Origin of the sequence: Gemmatimonas sp. (genome assembly GCF_031426495.1) — a bacterium.
Lineage (GTDB): Bacteria > Gemmatimonadota > Gemmatimonadetes > Gemmatimonadales > Gemmatimonadaceae > Gemmatimonas.
Genome location: NZ_JANPLK010000009.1, coordinates 36309 through 55117 on the forward strand (window position 1 = coordinate 36309; position 18809 = coordinate 55117).

The following is an 18809-nucleotide window of genomic DNA, read 5'->3' on the forward strand; positions in this document are numbered from 1 at the left end:
TCATGTCGGGCGTCGCAGGCGGGTGCTTCATCGTATTGGAAGGCGGTGAGGGGGTCGGCAAGACGACGCAGTGGCGTCGGCTGGCCGACGCGCTTACCGTGGCCGGTCACGATGTGGTGCCACTGCGCGAGCCCGGAGGTACGCCGGCGGGAGACGCGCTGCGCGCCGTGCTGCTCGAACCGTCGTCGGCACTCACGCCCGAAACCGAGGCGCTGTTGTTCGCCGCCTCGCGCGCACAGTTGGTGCGCGATGTGATCACACCGGCACTGCGCCGCGGTGCGGTCGTGCTGGTCGATCGGTTCCTGTTGTCGACCTACGCGTATCAGGGTCGCGGTCGCGCGCTGTCACTGGCGGCGCTGCGTGATGTGAATGCGTTCGCGACGGCTGGACTCGCCCCTGATCTCACGTTGCTGTTGTCCCTGCCGCTCGACGAGTCGATGGCGCGCATGCATGCGCGCGGAAGTGCCGATCGTATGGAGCGTGAGGATGCTGCGTTTCATCGCCGCGTGCGCGCGGCGTTCGACGACGCGCTCGATCCAGCATGGCAGGCCCAGCATCCCGAGATCGGCCCCGTCGTCGCCATCGAGGCGGGCGGCGACGCCGACGTGGTAACAACGCGTTGTCTGGCGGCATTGGCCACGAAGTGGCCTCATCGTTTTTCCGAGGTGCAGGTGGAGCGTCCGTTGTCTGCCGTACAGGTGACCCATGGCTGAGACGCTGCCGGATACGCCGCGCAGTTCCCGGCGTCGATCGCGAACGATCGCGGCGGCTGCGCTGTTCGTCGCGCTGCTGTCGCTTGGTGGCTGGTGGGCCGGTCGTGATTTGACCGCCGGTACTCGACAGGTCCGTGCGCCACTCGGCGGTGCACGCCTATTCGATCAGGTCGTCGCGGCGGTGGCGCAGAAATACGTGGACTCGCTCGATGGCAGCGCGCTGTACGAGAAGGCGGTATCCGGATTGCTGCGCGAGCTCAAGGACCCGTATACATCGTATCTCACCGACGACCGCCTGCGCCGGTTGAATGAGCAGATCAGCGGTACCTATGCCGGCGTGGGGTTGCAGATCGACATCCGCGATAGCTGGCCGGTGGTGATCGAGCCGATCGTTGGTGGTCCTTCGGAACGTGCTGGCGTGCTGGTGGGCGATCGCATCGTACTGGTCGGCAAGGAGTCGACGCGGGGATGGTCGCGCGAGGAAACGTCGAAGGCGATGCGCGGGGCGCCGGGATCGAGCGTCGCGTTTACCGTGGAACGCGGTGACTCGCGCGTGAACTTCACGTTGTTGCGCGACAAGGTGCATCTGCGCGCGGTGCAGCGCGTGCAGTTGCTGCAGAACGGCGTGGGCTATGTGGATGTGAACGTGTTCAGCGCGCAGACGGCCACGGAGCTGAGCGTGGCGGTGGATTCCGTCGTGAAGCTTGGCGCGCGTTCGCTGATCATGGATCTGCGTGGCAATCCGGGCGGACTGCTGGAGCAGGGTGTCGCAGTGGCCGAGCTGTTCCTCGATCGCGGGCAGAGCATCGTGCAGCTTCGCGCGCGTCCGGGCTCGCAACCGCAGGTGTTCACGGATAGTCAGCCGCAGCGTTGGCCGACGTTACCGTTGGCGGTGCTGGTGGATCGCGCCAGCGCGAGCGCCTCGGAGATCGTGGCTGGCGCGTTGCAGGATCACGATCGCGCGATTGTGCTGGGCGTGACGTCGTTCGGAAAGGGCAGTGCGCAGAACGTGTATCCGCTCTCGAGCGGCGGCGCACTGCGACTCACCACCGCGCGCTGGTACACGCCGGTCGGTCGCAGCATCAATCGTCCGGCACCGCGCGACCGCGACGAAGAGCCCGAAGACAGCGCCGAAGTGACGCTACCCGATACGATCCGTCCGCGTTTTCGTACCGATGCGGGGCGCACCGTGTTCGGCGGTGGTGGCATCACGCCCGACGTGATCATGAGCGACACCACCGCGCCGATGCAGGTACAGTCGTTGGCGCGCGCCATGGGCAAGAACGCGGGAGCCTATCGCGACGCCGTCGCCAAACAGGCCCAAGCGCAGAAGCGGAAGCTGATCGGTCCGGGCGACCCGGTCACGCCGGCGATGCTCGATGCGCTGTATGCCGATCTGGTGGGCCGCGGCGTGGCGCCGCCGCGCTCCGTGTTCGACAGCGCGTCTCCGTGGATCTCACGGTCACTCGGTTACGAGATGACGCGGGTGGCCTTCGGTGCGGATGCTGATTTCCTGCGGCGCACGCAGGACGACAGTGCACTCCATCGTGCGATGCAACTGCTCCAGGGTGCGCGCAGCCCGCGTGATGTGTTCTCGAAGCTCGAGAAGCGCGCGGTCGAAGTACCGGCCGCCATTCGCTAGCGAAAGGCGTTAACGACTGCCGGGCAGCTTCGTCGAGACCTTCACGCCCTTGGGTGTGACGAACTTGAATGCGTCCTTCGGGAGCGTCGCGTCGGGCAGCCAGCTGGTGAGCGTGATGGTACGATCGACGCCTTGGCTGTCGAGCACCTGCACGCGCACCGGTCGTGCCTCTTTGTCGTCGAGCCAGAGCACCGCCTTGCTGAACGGTACCGAGCTCGCGCTCTTGGGCACCAGCTGCACACGACGCGTGGCGCGGCCGTCGATGGGCATGTTCTCGCCGCCCGTGATCGTGAACGCGCGGCGCGGCGTGTCGAGCAGTTGACCGAGCAGATCGGCCACAATGGCGCCGTCGGCATCGGCTGGCAGCTTCAACACCTGGCCCGGCGTGCTGCTGGGCAGATACACCCACAGACTCTTGCCGTCGCCCACTATGCGATCGCCGGCCGGATCGGTGAACGTGATCGAAACCCGATTCGGCCGCTCCTGCACGAACACACCACGTGAAGCGACGGTACGGCCCAAGATCGGATTGCTGATCTTCTGATCGAAGTTCGCCTGCAGCGTGCGCGTGGTCGACCAGGATTTCGCCACGCGCGCGTAGGCGGCTTCGGCGTCGGCAACGGTCTGGGCTGAGAGCGCCGCTGTCGCGGGCAGGGCCATGGCGACGGCCGCCGACAGCGCGCGGCCGAGAGCGCGGGCCGGAACTCGATTCATGATGATCATAGGACTAATTACACGCGGGGGCAGAGCAGGTGCCCGTGGCGGACACCTGCTGAACGTCAGATCGTACTGCGTGTCACTGAACCGGCGTCGGTGCCAGTTGACGATCAATGGCTCCGGCGATCAGACGCAGCTGCCGAACGAGCTCGGAGAACTGTTCCGGATACAGCGACTGCGCGCCATCGGAGAGCGCCTTGTCGGGCGTGGGATGCACTTCCACGAGAATGCCGTCGGCACCGGCGGCGACCGCAGCGCGCGCCATCGGTGTCACTTTGTCGCGCAGTCCCGTGCCATGGCTCGGATCGGCCATGATCGGCAGGTGCGACAGCTTCTGCACCACGGGAATGGCCGTGAGATCGAAGAGATTGCGCGTCGCGCTGTCGAAGGTGCGCACGCCACGCTCACAGAGAATCACGTTCGGGTTGCCTTCCGACAGCACGTACTCGGCGCTGAGCAGCAGATCGTTGATCGTGGCCGCCATACCGCGCTTGAGCAACACCGGCTTGCCGAGCTTGCCCACGTGACGCAAAAGCGAATAGTTCTGCATGTTGCGCGCGCCGATCTGGATGCAATCGGCATACTCGGCCACCATGTCGGCGCCGCGCTCATCCATCGCTTCGGTGACGATCGCGAGGCCGGTTTCATTGCGCGCGAGGGCGAGCAGCTTGAGCCCCTCGAGGCCAAGGCCTTGGAAGGCGTACGGCGACGAACGCGGCTTGAAGGCGCCGCCACGCAGGGCATGCGCACCGGCGTTCCGTACCGCATGGGCCGACGCCAGAATCTGCGCTTCACTCTCCACCGAACACGGCCCTGCGAACACCACGACATCGCTGCCGCCCACGCGCACGCCCGGCGCGATCTCCACGATCGTGTTCTCGTTCTTCCATTCGCGCGAGGCCTGGCGATACGGCTTCTGCACGATGAGGACGTTCGCCACGCCGGGCAGCCCCTCGATGTACGACCAATCCACCTGCGCGTCATCGCCCAGGAGACCGATCGCCGTGCGCACGGCGCCCGGCATGGGAAGGGGCTTGAAGCCCTGTCGCACGATCTCGTCGCAGACCTTGTCGATGTCGGCGGCGCTCGCATTGGGCTGCATTACGACCAGCATGTCACGTCCTCAGAATTCGATGGACCAGCCGTCGGTCGCGAGGACCGTTGGACCGGTGTAGCACTCCGCCACTTCGCCGAGAATGTTCACGGTTTCCACGGGCGGATAGAAATGCGTCAGCACGAGCCGAAACGCGGCCGCGTGCGCGGCGAGCTGTCCGGCCTGTCGCGGGGTCAGGTGCTCGCGAATGGCCATCGTGTCAGGCAACGAGCACTCGGCCAACAGCAGGTCGCATCCCGCCGACCACGCCCCGAGCGCCTCGCTCACGCCGGTGTCACCGGTGTACACGAGACGTCGCTCCCCGTCACTCACGGAATATGCTACGCTCTCAGCCGTATGTGGTACCGGTTGCGCGCTCAGCGTGACGTGGTCGCCGACTTTCACGATCTCGTCGGGGACGAGTTCACGGACGGTGAAAGGGAAGCCGGGGGCCAGCATCCAGGCGCCGTACACGCCCGCCATGCGTTCGATCAAGGCACCGGTCCCCGGCGGTCCGTACAGCGTGACGGGGGCACTACGAGGCGGCAGCTGGCCCCAGCGCCAGCCCATGAGCAGCAGAGGCAGGTCGGCGATGTGATCGGCGTGAAAATGCGTGATGGCCACGTGGCTAATGGCCGACCAGTCGACGCCAAGCGAGGCCATACGGTGGACCGAGCCGCTGCCGCAATCGAGCAGCAGTCGGATGTCGCCCGCTTCCACCAGATGTGCGGCACTCACGCGTGTCGGGTGCGGCGCGGCCGTGCCGGTGCCGATGGTCGTGAGCTTCATGCGCGGCGACTCGTCGACGCCACGGTCAGCGTCCCTTGAACAGCATGCGCCGGAACGTCGGCGTGCCGCTGCCACTGCGGAAGCGCGCCACGTACACGCCCGGGGCTACAGTACGCCCGTCGCTGGCCGTACCGTCCCACACGAAGCGGCTATCGCAGTTGCTGCCGGCGCCCGGCGCGCCGCGGCCGTATCGGCCGGCGGGAAATTGGATCACGCCATCGAGCCCGGGCACGATGGTGCGCACCACGTTGCCGCGAAGATCGAGCACATCGAGTGACACCGTGCCGCCAGGTTGACCGAGATCGAACCAGAAGCAGGTGTTGAAGGTCGTGGCCGACGGAAAGGGATTGGGGAAGTTCTGATACAGAATGGTGGTGGTCGGCAGCAGCGGATCGACAATCGAAAAGGAGGCGCTGCTCGCCACGCGTACGAAGTCGCCGTTGGGAAGCGTGGCGCGCACGTTCCAAAAATACGGCGTCTCCGCTTGCAAATTGGTCGCCGCGCGGAACGTGGTATCGCGCAGGCCCGCGGCGGCCTGTTCGGGACGCCCGCCGTTCGTGATCTCGATGGAATACGTCCACGGGCCAGCGGCAGGTGTGATCCGCGCACTTTGCCACACGAACAGCGGTCGGCGAATATCGAAGATGCCACCCGAATTTGGTTTCGGAGCGATCAACGTGAGCCACGTCGGTACGGTTCGCGGACCCGTGATCGGCGACTCCGCGGTCGCGCCCAGCGCCCCCTGCACACTGGCCCGCCAGTAGACGGTGGCTTCGCTGGGCAGGGCGCGCGTGATCTGCACTGCGATTGTGGTATCGGAGGTCGAGAACGACGAATCGACCGCCAGTGAACCGACAGCGAAGTCCACGGTCGTGGCGATCTGTACCCGCACGCGTAGCGGGCGCTGATTGGCGAAACCGAGCGCGCGCACGACCAGTGATGGCGTGAGCGTCGGCAATGCCACCGCCGTCGGACCGTCTACGACCACCGACTGCCCCGACAGCAGCCGGGGCATCGTCACCAACGCGGCGCCGCAGCACAGCGCTGCGGCGCTCCACCATCGCCGCTGCGGGCGCGAAATCACGCCGGCGACGGTTCCGCTGCGGAGTCCTCGTCGGCGGTGCCGTCGACGGCATCATCGACCTCGTCGCCGCCGATCTCGCCCGCGATGGCGTCGTCAGGCACGATGGTTTCGTCCACCTGCTGGCCGCCGCGCAGGCGCACGCTCACGATCGACGACACGCCCGGCTCCTGCATCGTCACGCCGTACACCGCATCAGCGGCTTCCGACGTCGTGCGCGGGTTGTGCGTGATCACGATGAACTGCGTCCGCGACTTGAAGTCGTTCAGCATCTTCACGAAACGGCCGATGTTCTGATCGTCGAGCGGCGCGTCCACTTCGTCCATGAGGCAGAAGGGACTCGGCTTGGTGAGGAAGATGCCGAACAGCAGCGACAACGCCACGAGGGCGCGCTCACCGCTGGAGAGCAGGTGAATGCGCTGCGTCTTCTTGCCGCGCGGCGACGCATGAATCTCAATGTCGCAGTCGAGCGGCGCGTCGGGGTTCTCGAGTCGCAGGTCGCACTCGCCACCACCGAACATGCGCAGGAAGATCTGACGGAAGTTCTCGCGCACCTGCGAGAAGGTGGCCAGGAACAGCTCACGCGCCGTGCTGTCGATTTCACGAATGGCCTGATGCAGCGACTGCTTGGCGGCCACGAGATCGTTGCGCTGCCCGGTCAGGAACTCGAGACGACGCTGCTCTTCCTCGTGTTCTTCGATCGCCAACGGGTTGACGGGGCCCAGCTCGTCGAGCGATTCCCGCAACTGCTTGGCTTCGGTGCGCAGTACATCGGTTTCGAGGTCGAGCTCTTCGAATCCGGCCAGCAAATCCTCGAGCGTGCGACGCCATTCGGTTTCGAGACGCTGACGGATAGCTTCGCGACGGCCCGACAGCTCGGTGTGTCGCAGCTGCGCCCCGTGCAGCTGCTCACCCAGCGCCGACGCACGGCGGCGGGCTTCATCGAGCATGCGCTCGGCCTCGTCGAGTGCACCGGTGGCCGCGGCCACGGCCCGCTCGGCATCGGCCAGGCGCGCGTCGGCATCAGCCAGCGTCTTCTGTTCTGTTTCCAGCTCGGAGCGCCAGCCGTCGAGCTGCTGCGCCAGATTCTGGTCGGCCTCGGAGAGATTCGAGAGCTCGCGCGCCAACGACTCGAGGCGCGCCGCAGCCGTGGAGTCTTCTTCGTTCAACCGCTTCTCGCGGTCGATGGCGACCGACAAACGCGCCTGCGCCTGGGCCTGCGCCACCTGCCACGTGGCCCGCGCTTCGCGTGCCTGTTCCTGATCGCGCTCCGCGATCGACATCGCCTCACGTGCCTCGGCGATATCAGCATCGGCCTCACCGGCACGCGCGTGCAGCGCTTCGGCCTGCTGCGCCAGCTGCTTCGTGCGGGAGTCGAGCTCCTCGAGACGCGAGATGAGACGTTCGGCGAGCGCGCTCGATTGCTGCAGTTCGCGCTCGGCGCGCTCGCGGCGACGCTCGACTTCCTGCTGCACATCGGCCGCGCGACGCGATTCCTGCTGTGCGCGGTTGGACGTTTCCATCGCGGCCTGCTGCGCACGCTCCGCTTCACCGAGCGCCAACCGCGCCGCTTCAGCGGCCATCATGCATTCATCACGGCGCGCATCCGCGGCGGCAAGATCCGATTCGAGTCGCGTGATCTCGGCGCGACGCTGCAGCGGGCCGGGGCCCGTGGCCGTGCCTGGCAGGAACACGGCGCCACGTTCATCGATGAACGCTTCACCGCTATCGATCGCGCGCACCTTGCCGAGCAACGCGCGCACCCACCGCGACGCGGCACCAGACGACTGTACGCTGCCCGCCAACGCGTCGGCATCGGCACCCAAGTCGGTGACGACATCGAGCGGGAGCAGCAGCAGCGGCCCCGGCTGCGTATCGGCGTGCCAACGACGCACGGCGGCCGCGGCATCGGCATCGCGCACAACGATCGCGTGCATGGTGGCGCCGAGGTAGCGTTCCACGAGCTTCGCCGCTTCGCCGTCGGCGGTGAGGAAGTCGGTGAGCGGACCCAGCACCGCCCCGTCGCCGAACCGCTCGCGTTCCTTGAGCAGCTTGGCCGCCGACGGGGCCAGACCTACGCGTTCACGCTCGAGTGCCGCCAGCGCATTCAAGCGGCCTTCGAGTGCCGTGCGTGACTGCACGGCGCTGGCCAGCGCACTGCGTGACTCGGCATCGGCCGTGCGCGCGGTGGCGGCGGCCAAGCGCGCGCCTTCGAGCGCGTGCAGCGCATCCTGCGCATTCGCCTGGGTGATCGACACCTGCTCGCGCGCGGCGATCAGTTCGCGTTCGGTCACATCGAGGGCATCGGCCAGCTGCTGACGCTCGATCTCCAGCGCCTCACGACGATTCTGCGTCTCGAGATGTTCACGCGATGCGCCGTCGCGATCGAGTTCGATGCGGCGGGCCTGGTCGCGGTGTTCGCGCACCTGACGTTCGAGCTGCTCAAGCACGGCGCGCGACTGCTGTACCGCTTCACGCGTAGTCTGTTCGGCGGCGAGGCGTTCCTGCAGCGCTTCACCCGCGTCAGCCAGTTCCTTCTCGAGCGTGGTCCGATCACCCACGGCGCGCTCGCGATCTTCACGCAAACGGCGGCCGAACGCTTCGTTCTCCTTCCGTTCCTCTTCGGCGCGCTGCTTGCGCATGGTCGTGCTGCGCTGACGCTCTTCGCTCACGGCGAGTTCGCGCTCGAGCTTCTGCGTCTTGTCGCGCTGCTCGGTAGAGAGACGCGCGAGTTCGAGACGGCTGGCTTCGGCCGCGGAGCGCGCACCATGGGCCTGCTCACGCAGCATCTCGGCTTGCGTGATGGCTTCTTCGCCACCGGGGACATCCAGCTGCAGCTCTTCGAGACGGCCATCGAGCGCCGAGAGTTCTTCGCGCCACGCCGCCATCTCTCGGGTGGCCAACGAAATCTCGACCTGGAACCGACGCGACATCAATTCGGCGTGCCGTTCGGCGCGACGACGCTGACGTGCCAGCGAGCGCACCTGACTCTGCACTTCGTTGATCAGGTCATCGAGGCGTGCCAGGTCGACGGTCGTTTCTTCGAGACGGCGTTCGGCACTGCGGCGCCGATCGCGATACAGGCCGACACCGGCCGCCTCTTCGAACAGCTCGCGGCGCTCGTCGGGGCGGTCGGAGAGCAGGGCATCGATCATCCTGCTTTCGATGACCACGCCGGAGTCGGCGCCGAGGCCGGTGCCACGCACCAGGTCCTGAATGTCGCGCAAACGGCACGGCGCGCGATTCAGCAGATACTCGCTCTCTCCCGAGCGCATCAAGCGCCGGGTGATGACGACTTCCTTGAATGGGACCGGGAGTTCGCCTTCGGTGTTGTCGAAGTGCAGTGACACTTCGGCCATGTTCACGGCCTTGCGTGCCGACGACCCGTGGAAGATCACGTCCTCCATCTTCGCGCCGCGCATGGCCCGCGCGCGCTGCTCGCCCAGCACCCATCTTACGGCATCCGAGACATTCGACTTGCCGCTTCCGTTGGGGCCGACGATGGCCGTCACACCCTTTTCGAACACGAACTCCAAGTGATCGGCAAAGGCCTTGAAGCCATGGACCTCGAGCTTCGTCAGACGCACTAGAACGCTCTCCCAGTTCGATAAACCAACACAGGCGCGACGCGCAGGGCGCGCAAAGAATCTGCAAGCGGGGTCGCTTGCATCGGCGATTCGAACGCGCCGGTATACACAGTCGCGCTGCCATCAGGTTGCAGCAACGCGTACGCGATGATGCCGCGATTCGCCAGCTCGGCGAGTCGCGTGGGGATCAAAGTCGGTGTGACGCTGCGCGCGAGGCGCAACGCATACGGCACCGACACGATGCTCCCCGATCCCACGATCTTCTGCGTGCGTAGCTTTGTCAGCAGCGACTCGGCCTGCGCGCGCGTGGACGATGCACCAATCGTGACGCGGAACCACTGTTCGTTGCCTTCCGCCACCGGCGACAGCGCCACGGCGTCGAGCGCACGCACGCGGGCATCCGGCATCGCGGCGGCGCGCGTATTGGCGGTGGCGAAATACACGGCAAATCGCGACGCGGACGCCGAGTCGGCGGCATTTTCCACGGTCATCGGCGGACTCGCAGTGCGAAGACTGTCCGGTGTCGGAATGATGGTGCCCGTAGAGTCGCGCAGCAGCGAGTCGCGCTTGGCGCTGTCGCTGCGCACCGAGGTGTCCATCGGTGTGGGCGGTACGACGACCGCCGTACTGTCGGGTTCACGCTGCTTGCCCGTGATCAGTTCGGCGACTGGTTCGGGCAGGCGTGCCATGAGCTGTGGCCAGAAGGCGCCCAGTGCTACGGCAATAGCGCCGAGTACGGACACGATCGCGATGAAACGACGGCGTCGGCTCGACTCGTCTTCGGCGGCGGCAGCGCGTGCGCGCGCCGCGTTCGGACGCGGCGTGGGCGGTAGCGGCTCGGGCTTGGGCGGTGCAGGCGGGGCAATGAGCGGCACCCCCTGCGGGGTGGGGAACACGGTGTCGCCGACGGGCATCAGCGCGCCGACGTAGGCACACAAGTCGGCGAAGCCGGGTGTGGCCGGGTTGGCGACCACCACCAGCAGCGCGCCGACCTGATGAAAGCCCGCCGCCAGGCGGCGCCACCGTTCGTTCGCATACACCGCGTCGTGTGCCACCGCTTCCGTGCCGCTCGGCATCAGAAACACGTTCTCGGCGCCGGCCATTGGTCGCGCGATCTTGTTGAGCGACACACCGTAGAGGAAGCTGTCCGAAATGCCATGCGGATCATCGCCGGTCAGCAGCGCTTCAATCGCGGGCGCCTCGCCGATCAAGTCAGCCACGGCCACGCGTCGGCGCAGTCCCTGCGCCCGCGCGACGCCGAGCGCCATCGAGGTCGCCAGCGACGCATCGGTCGCGGCGATGACCACGGAGCAGATGCCGTCGAGCAGAGGCGCCAAGCGGCGGCCCTCCATCTCCCACGATTCGGTCAGACTGAGCGGCGTCACGGTGCCCCCTCGAAGATCCAGTAACTCTGTCCCGACGCTTTGCCGACGCGCTCGGCGTCGGCGCGCGTTAGGTACGGACCGAGTACGACGCGATACAGGGTTTTTCCGGCACGGTCTGACGTCGTGATGCGCGGCGTCTCACCATCCGCGCGAATGCGCGATGCGACCTGACGTGCCTGCTTCTCGTCGAGTACCGCGGCAAACGACACGGTGAACGCCGACGCCACCGGCGTGTCGGCGCGGCCGATCGCGCCAGCACCACCGCGTGCGCTGTCACGCGCGGGGTCACGCGCGGGGTCACGCGCCGCCGCGCTGTCGGCGTAGTCCACCGAGTCACGCGGGGCGCTGGTGCGGAACTGTACAGGCTGATCGAGGCCGGCGGCACGCGGGCGGAAGCCGTTCCATCGCAGCGTGTACCAGAACTGATTCGCCCCACCGTCTACCGTGCGCATGTCGGCTAACGTCGACGGATGCGCGAACACGACGTCCTCGCCGCGCGTGGTGGCGATCGCGCCATCGGGTAACACGAGCGGCAGGTCGCCGCGCCACTCGCTGCGCACCACGCCGATCACGGCATCGCTGCCAAGACTGATGACATACACCGAGTCGGCCCCGCCACGCGCCAGCAGCACGCGACCCATCGGGTCCATGCGCAGCGCACGCGGTACGCCGGGCAGCGTGATCTTGCCCTTCACGCCTTCCTCGAAGCGATCCACGACGCGCAGCAGTTCTTCATGCTCGATCGCCACGAACAAGCGGTCACCGCTTGGCGTGGCGGCGATAGCCGTGACCGGATCACCGATATCGACTTCGAGCGCCTTGGCGAGATCGCGCGTGCGTACGGCGATGACTTCGTCGTTGCCGCCGAAGAAGACGCGATCACCGACGGCACCGGCCGTCGCGCCAAGGGACTTGCGCAACGTGGTTTCGTCGCCGCCGATATTGAATGACAAACTGTCGGTGACGTCCTGTCCGGGAGGTCGCACACGCCACACGATGGCGCGATCTCCCTTGGCGCCGGCCACGATCAGTGAACCGTCGGCTTGCGCGTAGAGCGCATGCGCGGGAAGCGTGGGAGTGAAGCGCCAGTCGCCGCCACTCGGTGTGTAGCGCGTGATCTCGCCGTCGGTCGTGAGCGCGTAGATCGCGCCGCCATCGGCCGACGAGGCCACGGCCACGTCATCCTTTCGCGACGTGGTCACGGTGCCCAAGCGGATGTCGATGCGCACGGGCGCGCCGCTGGTATCGACGGCGGCGAGATAACCGTCTTCCGCACCGAATCCGATGATGCGATCGAGCGCCGGAAGCCGGGCACTCGACCGCCACAGTGTGGAATCGAGGTCCGGGTAGCGGGTAGCCGTCATGACACCGCCGTCGCGCGAAACGCGCAACACGATCGGGTCCGGACCACCGGGGATACTAGGAGTGGCGTCGGCTCCGGAAGGGCGGGACGAGCGATCGGCACAGCCGCCGGCAACACCGCACGCGAGGAGCACGAGCGCCGTCGCTATGAGCGTGCGCACGGGCGAAAAGTACCTGTCAGAGGCAGGAGCAGGGAGGGGGGACGGCAGGGGAAATCCCCTATCGTCCCCCCTTGTTCTCAGCCCCCAACCCGACGGGGGCGGTGGCTCAGTAGCTGGCGCCGAAGAACCAGGTCCCGAAGCCCTTCGTGCCGGGGCGGCTGATCGGCACCGCCCAGTCCCAGCGCACGATGGCGATGTTGAACAGGTTCAGGCGCACACCGAAGCCATAGCTCTGCAACAGCGCCCGCTGCTTCGAGAAGTCGTATCCCTCGGGACGGCTGGCGATGACCTGCTGCCCCTTCGACCAGGCCACACCGGCGTCGTAGAAGAAGAGGCCGTCGATGGGCGGGAGGCCGATCGGGAGGCGACCGCCACCGAAGCTCCGGATGATCGGGAAGCGCAGTTCGGCGTTGGCGAAAGCCACCCGGCTGCCGATCAACTCGACCGAGTTGCACGAGCTGCCGTCGTCGGTGGGCAGGCCCGTACAGGCAATCGCGCCCAGATCCTCGCGATTATAGCCGCGGATGAAGTCGGGACGACCGATCCATTTCGGGAATCGTAACTCGTCGCGACCCACCGACATGCTGGTGGAGAAGCGGGTGGCGAAGGTGACGTAGTTAAAGAGGATCGGGTAGTAGCCGCGGATGTCGGCCACATACTCGGTCCATTTCCACGTGCCGACACTCGGCTCCACCTCGAGACGCATGCGACGGCCGGAGATCGGCCCGGTGTACCCGAACAGCGTGTTGTCGGTGACGAAGGCGAGATACGGCGAAATCGTATTGGCCGACGCGACGTTGCGCGTGGGCCCGCGCTCGAAGCCCGTGGCGTACCCTTGCTGGGTGTCGACCAGACGCGTGAACGGGAACACCTGCTGATCGATGTTCTGGAAGCGCGCCCCCAGCTCGAATCGCGTGAAGCGATTGAGCGGATACAGGCCGGCGGCGAACACCTGACGCACGACGAGCCGCGTGATCTCCTGCGACTCTGAGAACTGATCGTTACCGAGGTTTTCCTGGGTGTAGTTCGACAGCAGATAGATCGGCTGTTGAATCACTCCGGTGGTGTATTGCAGTCGCCGGCCGAGACTGGTGTACCCGACAAACACCTGCGCGTCGCTGAGCTGCCCGTTGATCGAGCCCGAGAGCGCGAGACGCCGATCGCCAAGCAGGTCGCTGAGCACCACGGTGGTACCGCCGAACGTGCCTTGCCCGAATCCGCCTTGCTGATAGCCGATGGACGGCTGCGCCACGTACTCGGGCGTGAGACGAGCCTTGTAGCGATAGTCTCGGAACTTGGTGGAGTCGGGCAGATTGAAATCGAAGCTGTCCATCAGCGCGCGCACGCTCACCGTCTCGGCGAGACGGGCGGCCACCGACACCGGCAGATCGTCTGACGCGCGCGCTGTCGCGCCCACGGTAGGGCGGTAGAACGACTGACGGGCCGCGGCCGTATCCGTGAGCGTAGCGCGATTCAGGTGCGCCGTGGGGTCGACCTTGACCGGTGTGGTTGGCCCGGTGGTGGGCTTCACGGGCGTCGCACCCTGCGCCACGACGACGGGATCGCGATACGGCTCCTTCTTCAGCGACCGCGGATTCTTGATCTTCCAGATCGCGTGGTCGGTCTTTTCGTAGTACACAAAGGCCAACACGTCGGCGCCGCGCGCCCACGTGATCGCCGGCGACTGCTCCGCCACCGCCGTGACCGCTCCCAATACGTTTGTGAGCTGATAGTGCTGCTTCGCCTCGAAATCGTACAGGAAGATGTTGGCAATGCCGGTGCGATCCGTGATGTAGGCGAGCGACTTGCCGTCGGGCGCCCACTGCGGATTGAGTGCACGTCCGCCTTGCCCTTCGATGATCGACACCTTCTGTGTCTCGAGATCGAGCAGCGACAGCTTCCACTTGCCAATCTTCAGGATGTCGAGATCCGTATCGTCACCACGATCGCTCACGAACGCGATGGTGCGCCCGTCGGGCGACCACTGCGGCTGCAGATCGCCAAACGGATCCTTGGTGACCTGCGTATAACCGCCGGCATCGAGCGACGCGATATACAAATCGCTCATGCCGTGCCGCATGCCACTGAACACGATGCGACGTCCATCGGGCGAGAAGCTGGGGCTCAGCACCTGATCGAGTTCGAAATCGAACTTCTTCAGGATCTTCCGCGATTTCACGTCCATCACGTACAGCACGTCGCGTCCACCGCTCTGCCCGGTGAAGGCGAGCAGCTTCGCGTCCGGCGAGAACGACGGCTGCGAGTAGATGTAGCGCAGCTGCTCGTAGTCGGGATTGGTGGTCGTCTTGACGAGGCGCGCGATGCGCTTGCCTGTCTCGCCGTTGGCGAGATACATCTCGGGGAACACTTCGCCGCGCAGGAAGCTGCCGTAGGCGATGTACGTGATGTACTTGCCGTCGTCGGACAGCGCGGGCGCCACGAACAGGCTGGCGATGCTGCCCGAGCGGTTTTGCGAGAGCAGCGGCTCAGCGAAGCTGCGCGGACGCTGCAATTCCGCGACCGTCGGCAGGTATTTGTTCTGCATCGCCTGCTTCCACTCGGCGCTCAGCTCGTCGAGTGACAATCCGATTTCCCGACGGAACGCGCGATCGATCCCGACGCTCGGCACCGCGTTCATGATCTCACCGATCACTTCGTCGCCCCACCGCGCGCCCACGTACTGCCATACCGACAACCCGTAGCGATACGGGAAGTACTTGTCAGGGCGCTCCGTCATCTGCGCGATGGTGGGGAGCGAGTTGTTCGTCACAGCGTCGCGTACCCAGGCGTCGGTCCACGGGTGGACGGGGCCGATCGAGAAATACTCGGCGAGACCTTCCATGAACCAGAGTGGAGGATTGACCATCGCCAGATTCTGCAAACCGGCGCCGGCACGACCACGCGAAAAAATGTCGAACTGGAACACGTGCACCATTTCATGCATGAGCACGTGTTCGAAGCTGGCCCAATCGCCACTGAAGAACTGCGCCATACGCTGACGCAGCGGGTCAGTGACGCCGCCGGTGCCTTCGCCGAGGTCGCCGAAGACGTTGCTTTGCGCGAAGTCGCCCGAGGACCCGAAAATGAGGACCGGCTTCTTTTCGCGGAACTGGTGGGCCATCAGGCGGGACAGTCGCGCGTACGACCGTTCGGCCATACGCGCCGCATCAGGCGCCACATCCGCGATCTGCGGATAGTAGTGAATCTGAAAATGCTCGGTTTCAATGACGCGCCAGCGCAGCCGATCGTACTGGACCTGATTCTGCCCAAAGTTCTGAGCATGGAGCGGCGAGGCGATCGACATGATCGCGAGAACCAGAGTCGCTCCCCATCGTGTCCAGCGCTGCGCCTGCGGCATTTACCGGGCTCCCTGCGTGGCTTCGGTGTTCAGAGGTACCGGTGTTGCGTCGCCCCACAGCCGTTCCAGCTGATAGTACTGACGCAGCGTCGGATGAAATACATGAATGACAGTGTGCGCATAGTCGAGCAGCGCCCAGCGTCCCTGTGTGAGGCCTTCGGTCATAGTGGTAGACACCCCACCGTCCTTCAACCCTGCCTGGATGTGTTCTGCTACGGCGCGGACGTGGGTGTCGGATGTGCCACTGGCTATAACAAAGAAGTCGGTCATATCCGTCACTCCGCGTAAATCGAGGACGAGGATATCGTTGGCCTTCATGTCACCGGCGAGTGCGGCGGCGCGGCGCGCAATGGATTCGCCGGGGCTTGGCGGACGTTCTGCCATGTATGGAGTCGGGAGAATGCGAGTGATGGAAAGCCACCGTCTGAATGCGGTACCCCATCGTGTGAATGAAGGTTGCGCGCTGGACAGTGACTCGGACAGGGGCAAAAAAAGGGGAGTCCGAGTCCGGACTCCCCCCATGCCGGCAATGTGATGCCGATTACTGCTTGATGATCCAGACCTTGATTTCGGGCTTCACGTCGGCGTGCAGGCGGATGCCAACGCGGTAAACGCCGAGGGTCTTGATCGGCTCGTTGAGTTCGATCTGGCGCTTTTCGATGTGGAAGCCCTGCGCTTCCAGCTGATGAGCGATGTCGGCCGTGGTGACGGAACCGAACAGCTTGCCCTCTTCTCCGACGCGCGCGGCGAAGGTCACCGAGACCTCGGCCAGCTTGTCGGCGATGGTCTGGGCGGCGGCGACGCGCTCCGACTCGAGCGCCTCGAGACGGCCCTTTTCCAGCGCAATGCGCTTGCGATTGCCCGTCGTGGCTTCAAACGCGAAGCCGCGGGGAATCAGGAAATTGCGGGCGAAACCGGCGGACACGGAGACGATGTCACCAGGATGTCCGAGCTTGTCGACGGCGTTACGAAGGATGACTTCCATGGGAGCTCCGGGTCCTGCGATAAAGGTGTGTGAATTCAGCGGGGCGACGATCGGCGCGGTTGCGCGCCGGCTCGGAAGTCACGCCAGGTGTCACCCAGTCCCAAGCTGAAGGTGACCGCCAACACGGCGACCACGACCCAGACTGGACCCAGGATCGGGACCAACACCACCAACGCGAGCAGCGCCGGAACGGCGAGTCGGTCGGGGGTCCACCACGTGAGTACGCCGGCGCCCCGAAAGGCGTACAGCGACCCGAAAAAACAGACCAGATTGGCACCAACCGTTCGCCACTCGGCGAGCGTCGGCAACAGCAGCACGGTCACACCAACCACCAATCCCCAAACCAGCTGATCGTTGAATCGCACATCGCGCAGCGCACCGAGCGGCGGACCTATACGTACCCTCGACAAGCGATGATACGCCGCCCACCCCAACGCCAACGCCAACAGCGACTCGAGCGCCAATAAGGCCGGCGCGATCGATACCAGCGGACCCGGGATCAGTCCTCGCGCCGACCCGGCTCCGGAGAGCGGTTCAGCCAAGATGACCAGCAGGTTTTCCATCCGGTTGGCGCGATCAGCGGCCTCGGGGAAGCGCTGCGCGAACGCGCGCCACGACTCCGTGTCCGACCGACTGCGCCAGCTTTGCAACGACTCGCCGAGTCGACGCTGATACTCCCGGGAGAGCATCTGCGCCGGTCCGTCGAACAGCGTACTGCCACCGTTGGTGCGGGTGGTGAAGCCGGCGGCCGTGATCATGGCCGCCACGCCAATCGCACCAAGGGCTCTCATCAGGAGCGCCCGACGGGGCGACACCAAACAGACGAGTCCGAAGGCGGCGCCCAATGTGAGCGCCCATCCGCGTCCGAACGCACCGTAGCCTGAGAAGGGAAGCGGTACTTTCCAGATCACGTATCCGGCTCCGGCGGCCCAGAGAAGCGCCACCACGAGCCGGCCACCCGACCACCAGCCGATGACCGCGCAAGACGCGATCGCGACCAGCACCAGCAGGGCAAACTGCTCAACCGGGAGCAACAGCCGGATCGCTCCGGCAAGGAGCGACAGTGAGGCGGGCCAGGCCGGGGCTGCGGTGACCAGCACCATCAGCACCAGCGCCAACACGAACCACCGCCACCCACGCTCCTGAGGAGCGGTCGCGGCGAGCTCCGACGCGAACGCTCCGGTCATACTCAGCCCGTCTGTCCCTTCACGTACGGCAGGAGCGCGAGGAACCGCGCCTTCTTGACGGCCTTCGACAGCTGACGCTGGTGACGCGCGTCGACACCGCTCAGGCGGCTCGGTAGAATCTTGCCGTAGTCCGTGATGAAACGGGCGAGCAGACGGTCATCCTTGTAATCGACGTAGCGGATGCCCGCTTCCGTGATCGGGCAGGGCTTCTTTTGGCGGCGCATGATTTAATCCTCGTCGTCGTCGTCGTCATCGCCCGCGCGACGGCGCGAAGCGAGCTCTTCATCGCTGAGCTTCGGGGCACCCAACTCATGCTCGGCCAGCGAGATGAGATAGCGGATGATCCCTTCGTCGAGCTTGAGCGCACGCTCGAACTCGGGAAGCACGGCGGGGGTCGTTTCAAAGCGGGCGATCGCGTAGTAGCCGGTGTCGTGGCGACCAATCTTGTACGCGAGCTGGCGACGGCCCCAATGCTCGATCTCAGCCGGCGCGGCGAGATTCAGAAGGCTCTGCAACTTGTCCAACTTTTCCAGAATGGCCGCATCTTCGATAGCACTATCGACGATATACACGGCTTCGTAACGCCGCGTAGGGTTGCGGCGGATTTTGAGCTTTGCCACTCGGCAATCCTCCCTGTGGTCTAAGGTGCCCCCCGAAGTGCCGATCCGCGGGAGGAGGGTCAGAGGAACGGTGATCAGTTCCAGATGAGCCTTTAAGCCTAGCCCGAGCGGGGATGGAAGGGAAGGGAG

At 65.6% G+C, this 18809-nt stretch carries 15 protein-coding genes; 2 read left to right on the forward strand and 13 right to left on the reverse strand.

The genetic code is table 11. The features are described from left to right. The first annotated feature begins 2 nt into the window (after positions 1-2). Both tmk and RMP10_RS02915 read left to right on the forward strand, forming a co-directional pair. Positions 3-713, forward strand: a complete 711-nt coding sequence (tmk, locus tag RMP10_RS02910; protein WP_310568967.1) for a dTMP kinase — start codon at positions 3-5, stop codon at positions 711-713. Beyond that, positions 706-2355, forward strand: a complete 1650-nt coding sequence (locus tag RMP10_RS02915; RefSeq protein WP_310568968.1) for a S41 family peptidase — start codon at positions 706-708, stop codon at positions 2353-2355. Before tmk ends, RMP10_RS02915 begins: the two co-directional genes overlap by 8 nt. A 9-nt stretch (positions 2356-2364) precedes the next feature. On the opposite strand, the gene RMP10_RS02920 is transcribed toward RMP10_RS02915, so the two are convergent. The 13 genes from RMP10_RS02920 to rpsF all read right to left on the reverse strand — a co-directional run bounded on the left by RMP10_RS02920 (position 2365) and on the right by rpsF (position 18680). Beyond that, entirely contained in the window at positions 2365-3069 is a 705-nt protein-coding gene (locus RMP10_RS02920; RefSeq protein WP_310568969.1) for an outer membrane lipoprotein carrier protein LolA, read from the reverse strand. 82 nt (positions 3070-3151) lie between these two features. Beyond that, complete coding sequence (gene aroF, locus RMP10_RS02925; RefSeq protein WP_309673468.1) at positions 3152-4186, reverse strand: 3-deoxy-7-phosphoheptulonate synthase; 1035 nt, start codon at positions 4184-4186, stop codon at positions 3152-3154. Between the two features lie 9 nt (positions 4187-4195). Then, positions 4196-4954 (reverse strand): ribonuclease Z, encoded by a 759-nt coding sequence (locus RMP10_RS02930; RefSeq protein WP_310568970.1) that lies wholly within the window; start codon positions 4952-4954, stop codon positions 4196-4198. A gap of 25 nt (positions 4955-4979) precedes the next feature. Continuing rightward, positions 4980-5975: a hypothetical protein gene (locus RMP10_RS02935; RefSeq protein WP_310568971.1), complete on the reverse strand. Its 996-nt coding sequence runs from the start codon at positions 5973-5975 to the stop codon at positions 4980-4982. A gap of 59 nt (positions 5976-6034) precedes the next feature. Then, complete coding sequence (smc, locus tag RMP10_RS02940) at positions 6035-9622, reverse strand: chromosome segregation protein SMC (protein ID WP_310568972.1); 3588 nt, start codon at positions 9620-9622, stop codon at positions 6035-6037. Beyond that, positions 9622-11007, reverse strand: a complete 1386-nt coding sequence (locus RMP10_RS02945; protein WP_310568973.1) for an SPOR domain-containing protein — start codon at positions 11005-11007, stop codon at positions 9622-9624. The genes smc and RMP10_RS02945 overlap by 1 nt, the downstream gene beginning before the upstream one ends. Further along, positions 11004-12530 (reverse strand): SPOR domain-containing protein, encoded by a 1527-nt coding sequence (locus RMP10_RS02950; RefSeq protein ID WP_310568974.1) that lies wholly within the window; start codon positions 12528-12530, stop codon positions 11004-11006. The genes RMP10_RS02945 and RMP10_RS02950 overlap by 4 nt, the downstream gene beginning before the upstream one ends. Positions 12531-12636: 106 nt before the next feature. Further along, on the reverse strand, positions 12637-15888 hold the full coding sequence (locus RMP10_RS02955; protein ID WP_310568975.1) for a hypothetical protein: 3252 nt from the start codon (positions 15886-15888) through the stop codon (positions 12637-12639). After that, positions 15889-16272 carry a ribosome silencing factor gene (gene rsfS / locus RMP10_RS02960; RefSeq protein WP_309673476.1) on the reverse strand — a complete coding sequence of 128 codons (384 nt, stop codon included), beginning with the start codon at positions 16270-16272 and terminating at the stop codon, positions 15889-15891. Between the two features lie 157 nt (positions 16273-16429). Beyond that, entirely contained in the window at positions 16430-16873 is a 444-nt protein-coding gene (rplI, locus tag RMP10_RS02965) for a 50S ribosomal protein L9 (RefSeq protein ID WP_309673477.1), read from the reverse strand. 35 nt (positions 16874-16908) lie between these two features. Further along, entirely contained in the window at positions 16909-18060 is a 1152-nt protein-coding gene (locus RMP10_RS02970) for a DUF2232 domain-containing protein (protein WP_310568976.1), read from the reverse strand. Between the two features lie 2 nt (positions 18061-18062). After that, entirely contained in the window at positions 18063-18284 is a 222-nt protein-coding gene (gene rpsR, locus RMP10_RS02975; RefSeq protein WP_171224949.1) for a 30S ribosomal protein S18, read from the reverse strand. Positions 18285-18287: 3 nt separating this feature from the next. Beyond that, positions 18288-18680 (reverse strand): 30S ribosomal protein S6, encoded by a 393-nt coding sequence (gene rpsF, locus RMP10_RS02980; protein ID WP_171224948.1) that lies wholly within the window; start codon positions 18678-18680, stop codon positions 18288-18290. Positions 18681-18809: the final 129 nt, after the last annotated feature.

Bases quoted from the DNA above. Each gene is read 5' to 3' on its own strand.
- tmk (WP_310568967.1), top strand. From the start codon at position 3: ATGTCGGGCGTCGCAGGCGGGTGCTTCATCGTATTGGAAGGCGGTGAG.
- RMP10_RS02915 (WP_310568968.1), top strand. From the start codon at position 706: ATGGCTGAGACGCTGCCGGATACGCCGCGCAGTTCCCGGCGTCGATCG.
- RMP10_RS02920 (WP_310568969.1), bottom strand. From the start codon at position 3,069: ATGAATCGAGTTCCGGCCCGCGCTCTCGGCCGCGCGCTGTCGGCGGCC.
- aroF (WP_309673468.1), bottom strand. From the start codon at position 4,186: ATGCTGGTCGTAATGCAGCCCAATGCGAGCGCCGCCGACATCGACAAG.
- RMP10_RS02930 (WP_310568970.1), bottom strand. From the start codon at position 4,954: ATGAAGCTCACGACCATCGGCACCGGCACGGCCGCGCCGCACCCGACA.
- RMP10_RS02955 (WP_310568975.1), bottom strand. From the start codon at position 15,888: ATGCCGCAGGCGCAGCGCTGGACACGATGGGGAGCGACTCTGGTTCTC.
- rsfS (WP_309673476.1), bottom strand. From the start codon at position 16,272: ATGGCAGAACGTCCGCCAAGCCCCGGCGAATCCATTGCGCGCCGCGCC.
- rplI (WP_309673477.1), bottom strand. From the start codon at position 16,873: ATGGAAGTCATCCTTCGTAACGCCGTCGACAAGCTCGGACATCCTGGT.
- RMP10_RS02970 (WP_310568976.1), bottom strand. From the start codon at position 18,060: ATGACCGGAGCGTTCGCGTCGGAGCTCGCCGCGACCGCTCCTCAGGAG.
- rpsR (WP_171224949.1), bottom strand. From the start codon at position 18,284: ATGCGCCGCCAAAAGAAGCCCTGCCCGATCACGGAAGCGGGCATCCGC.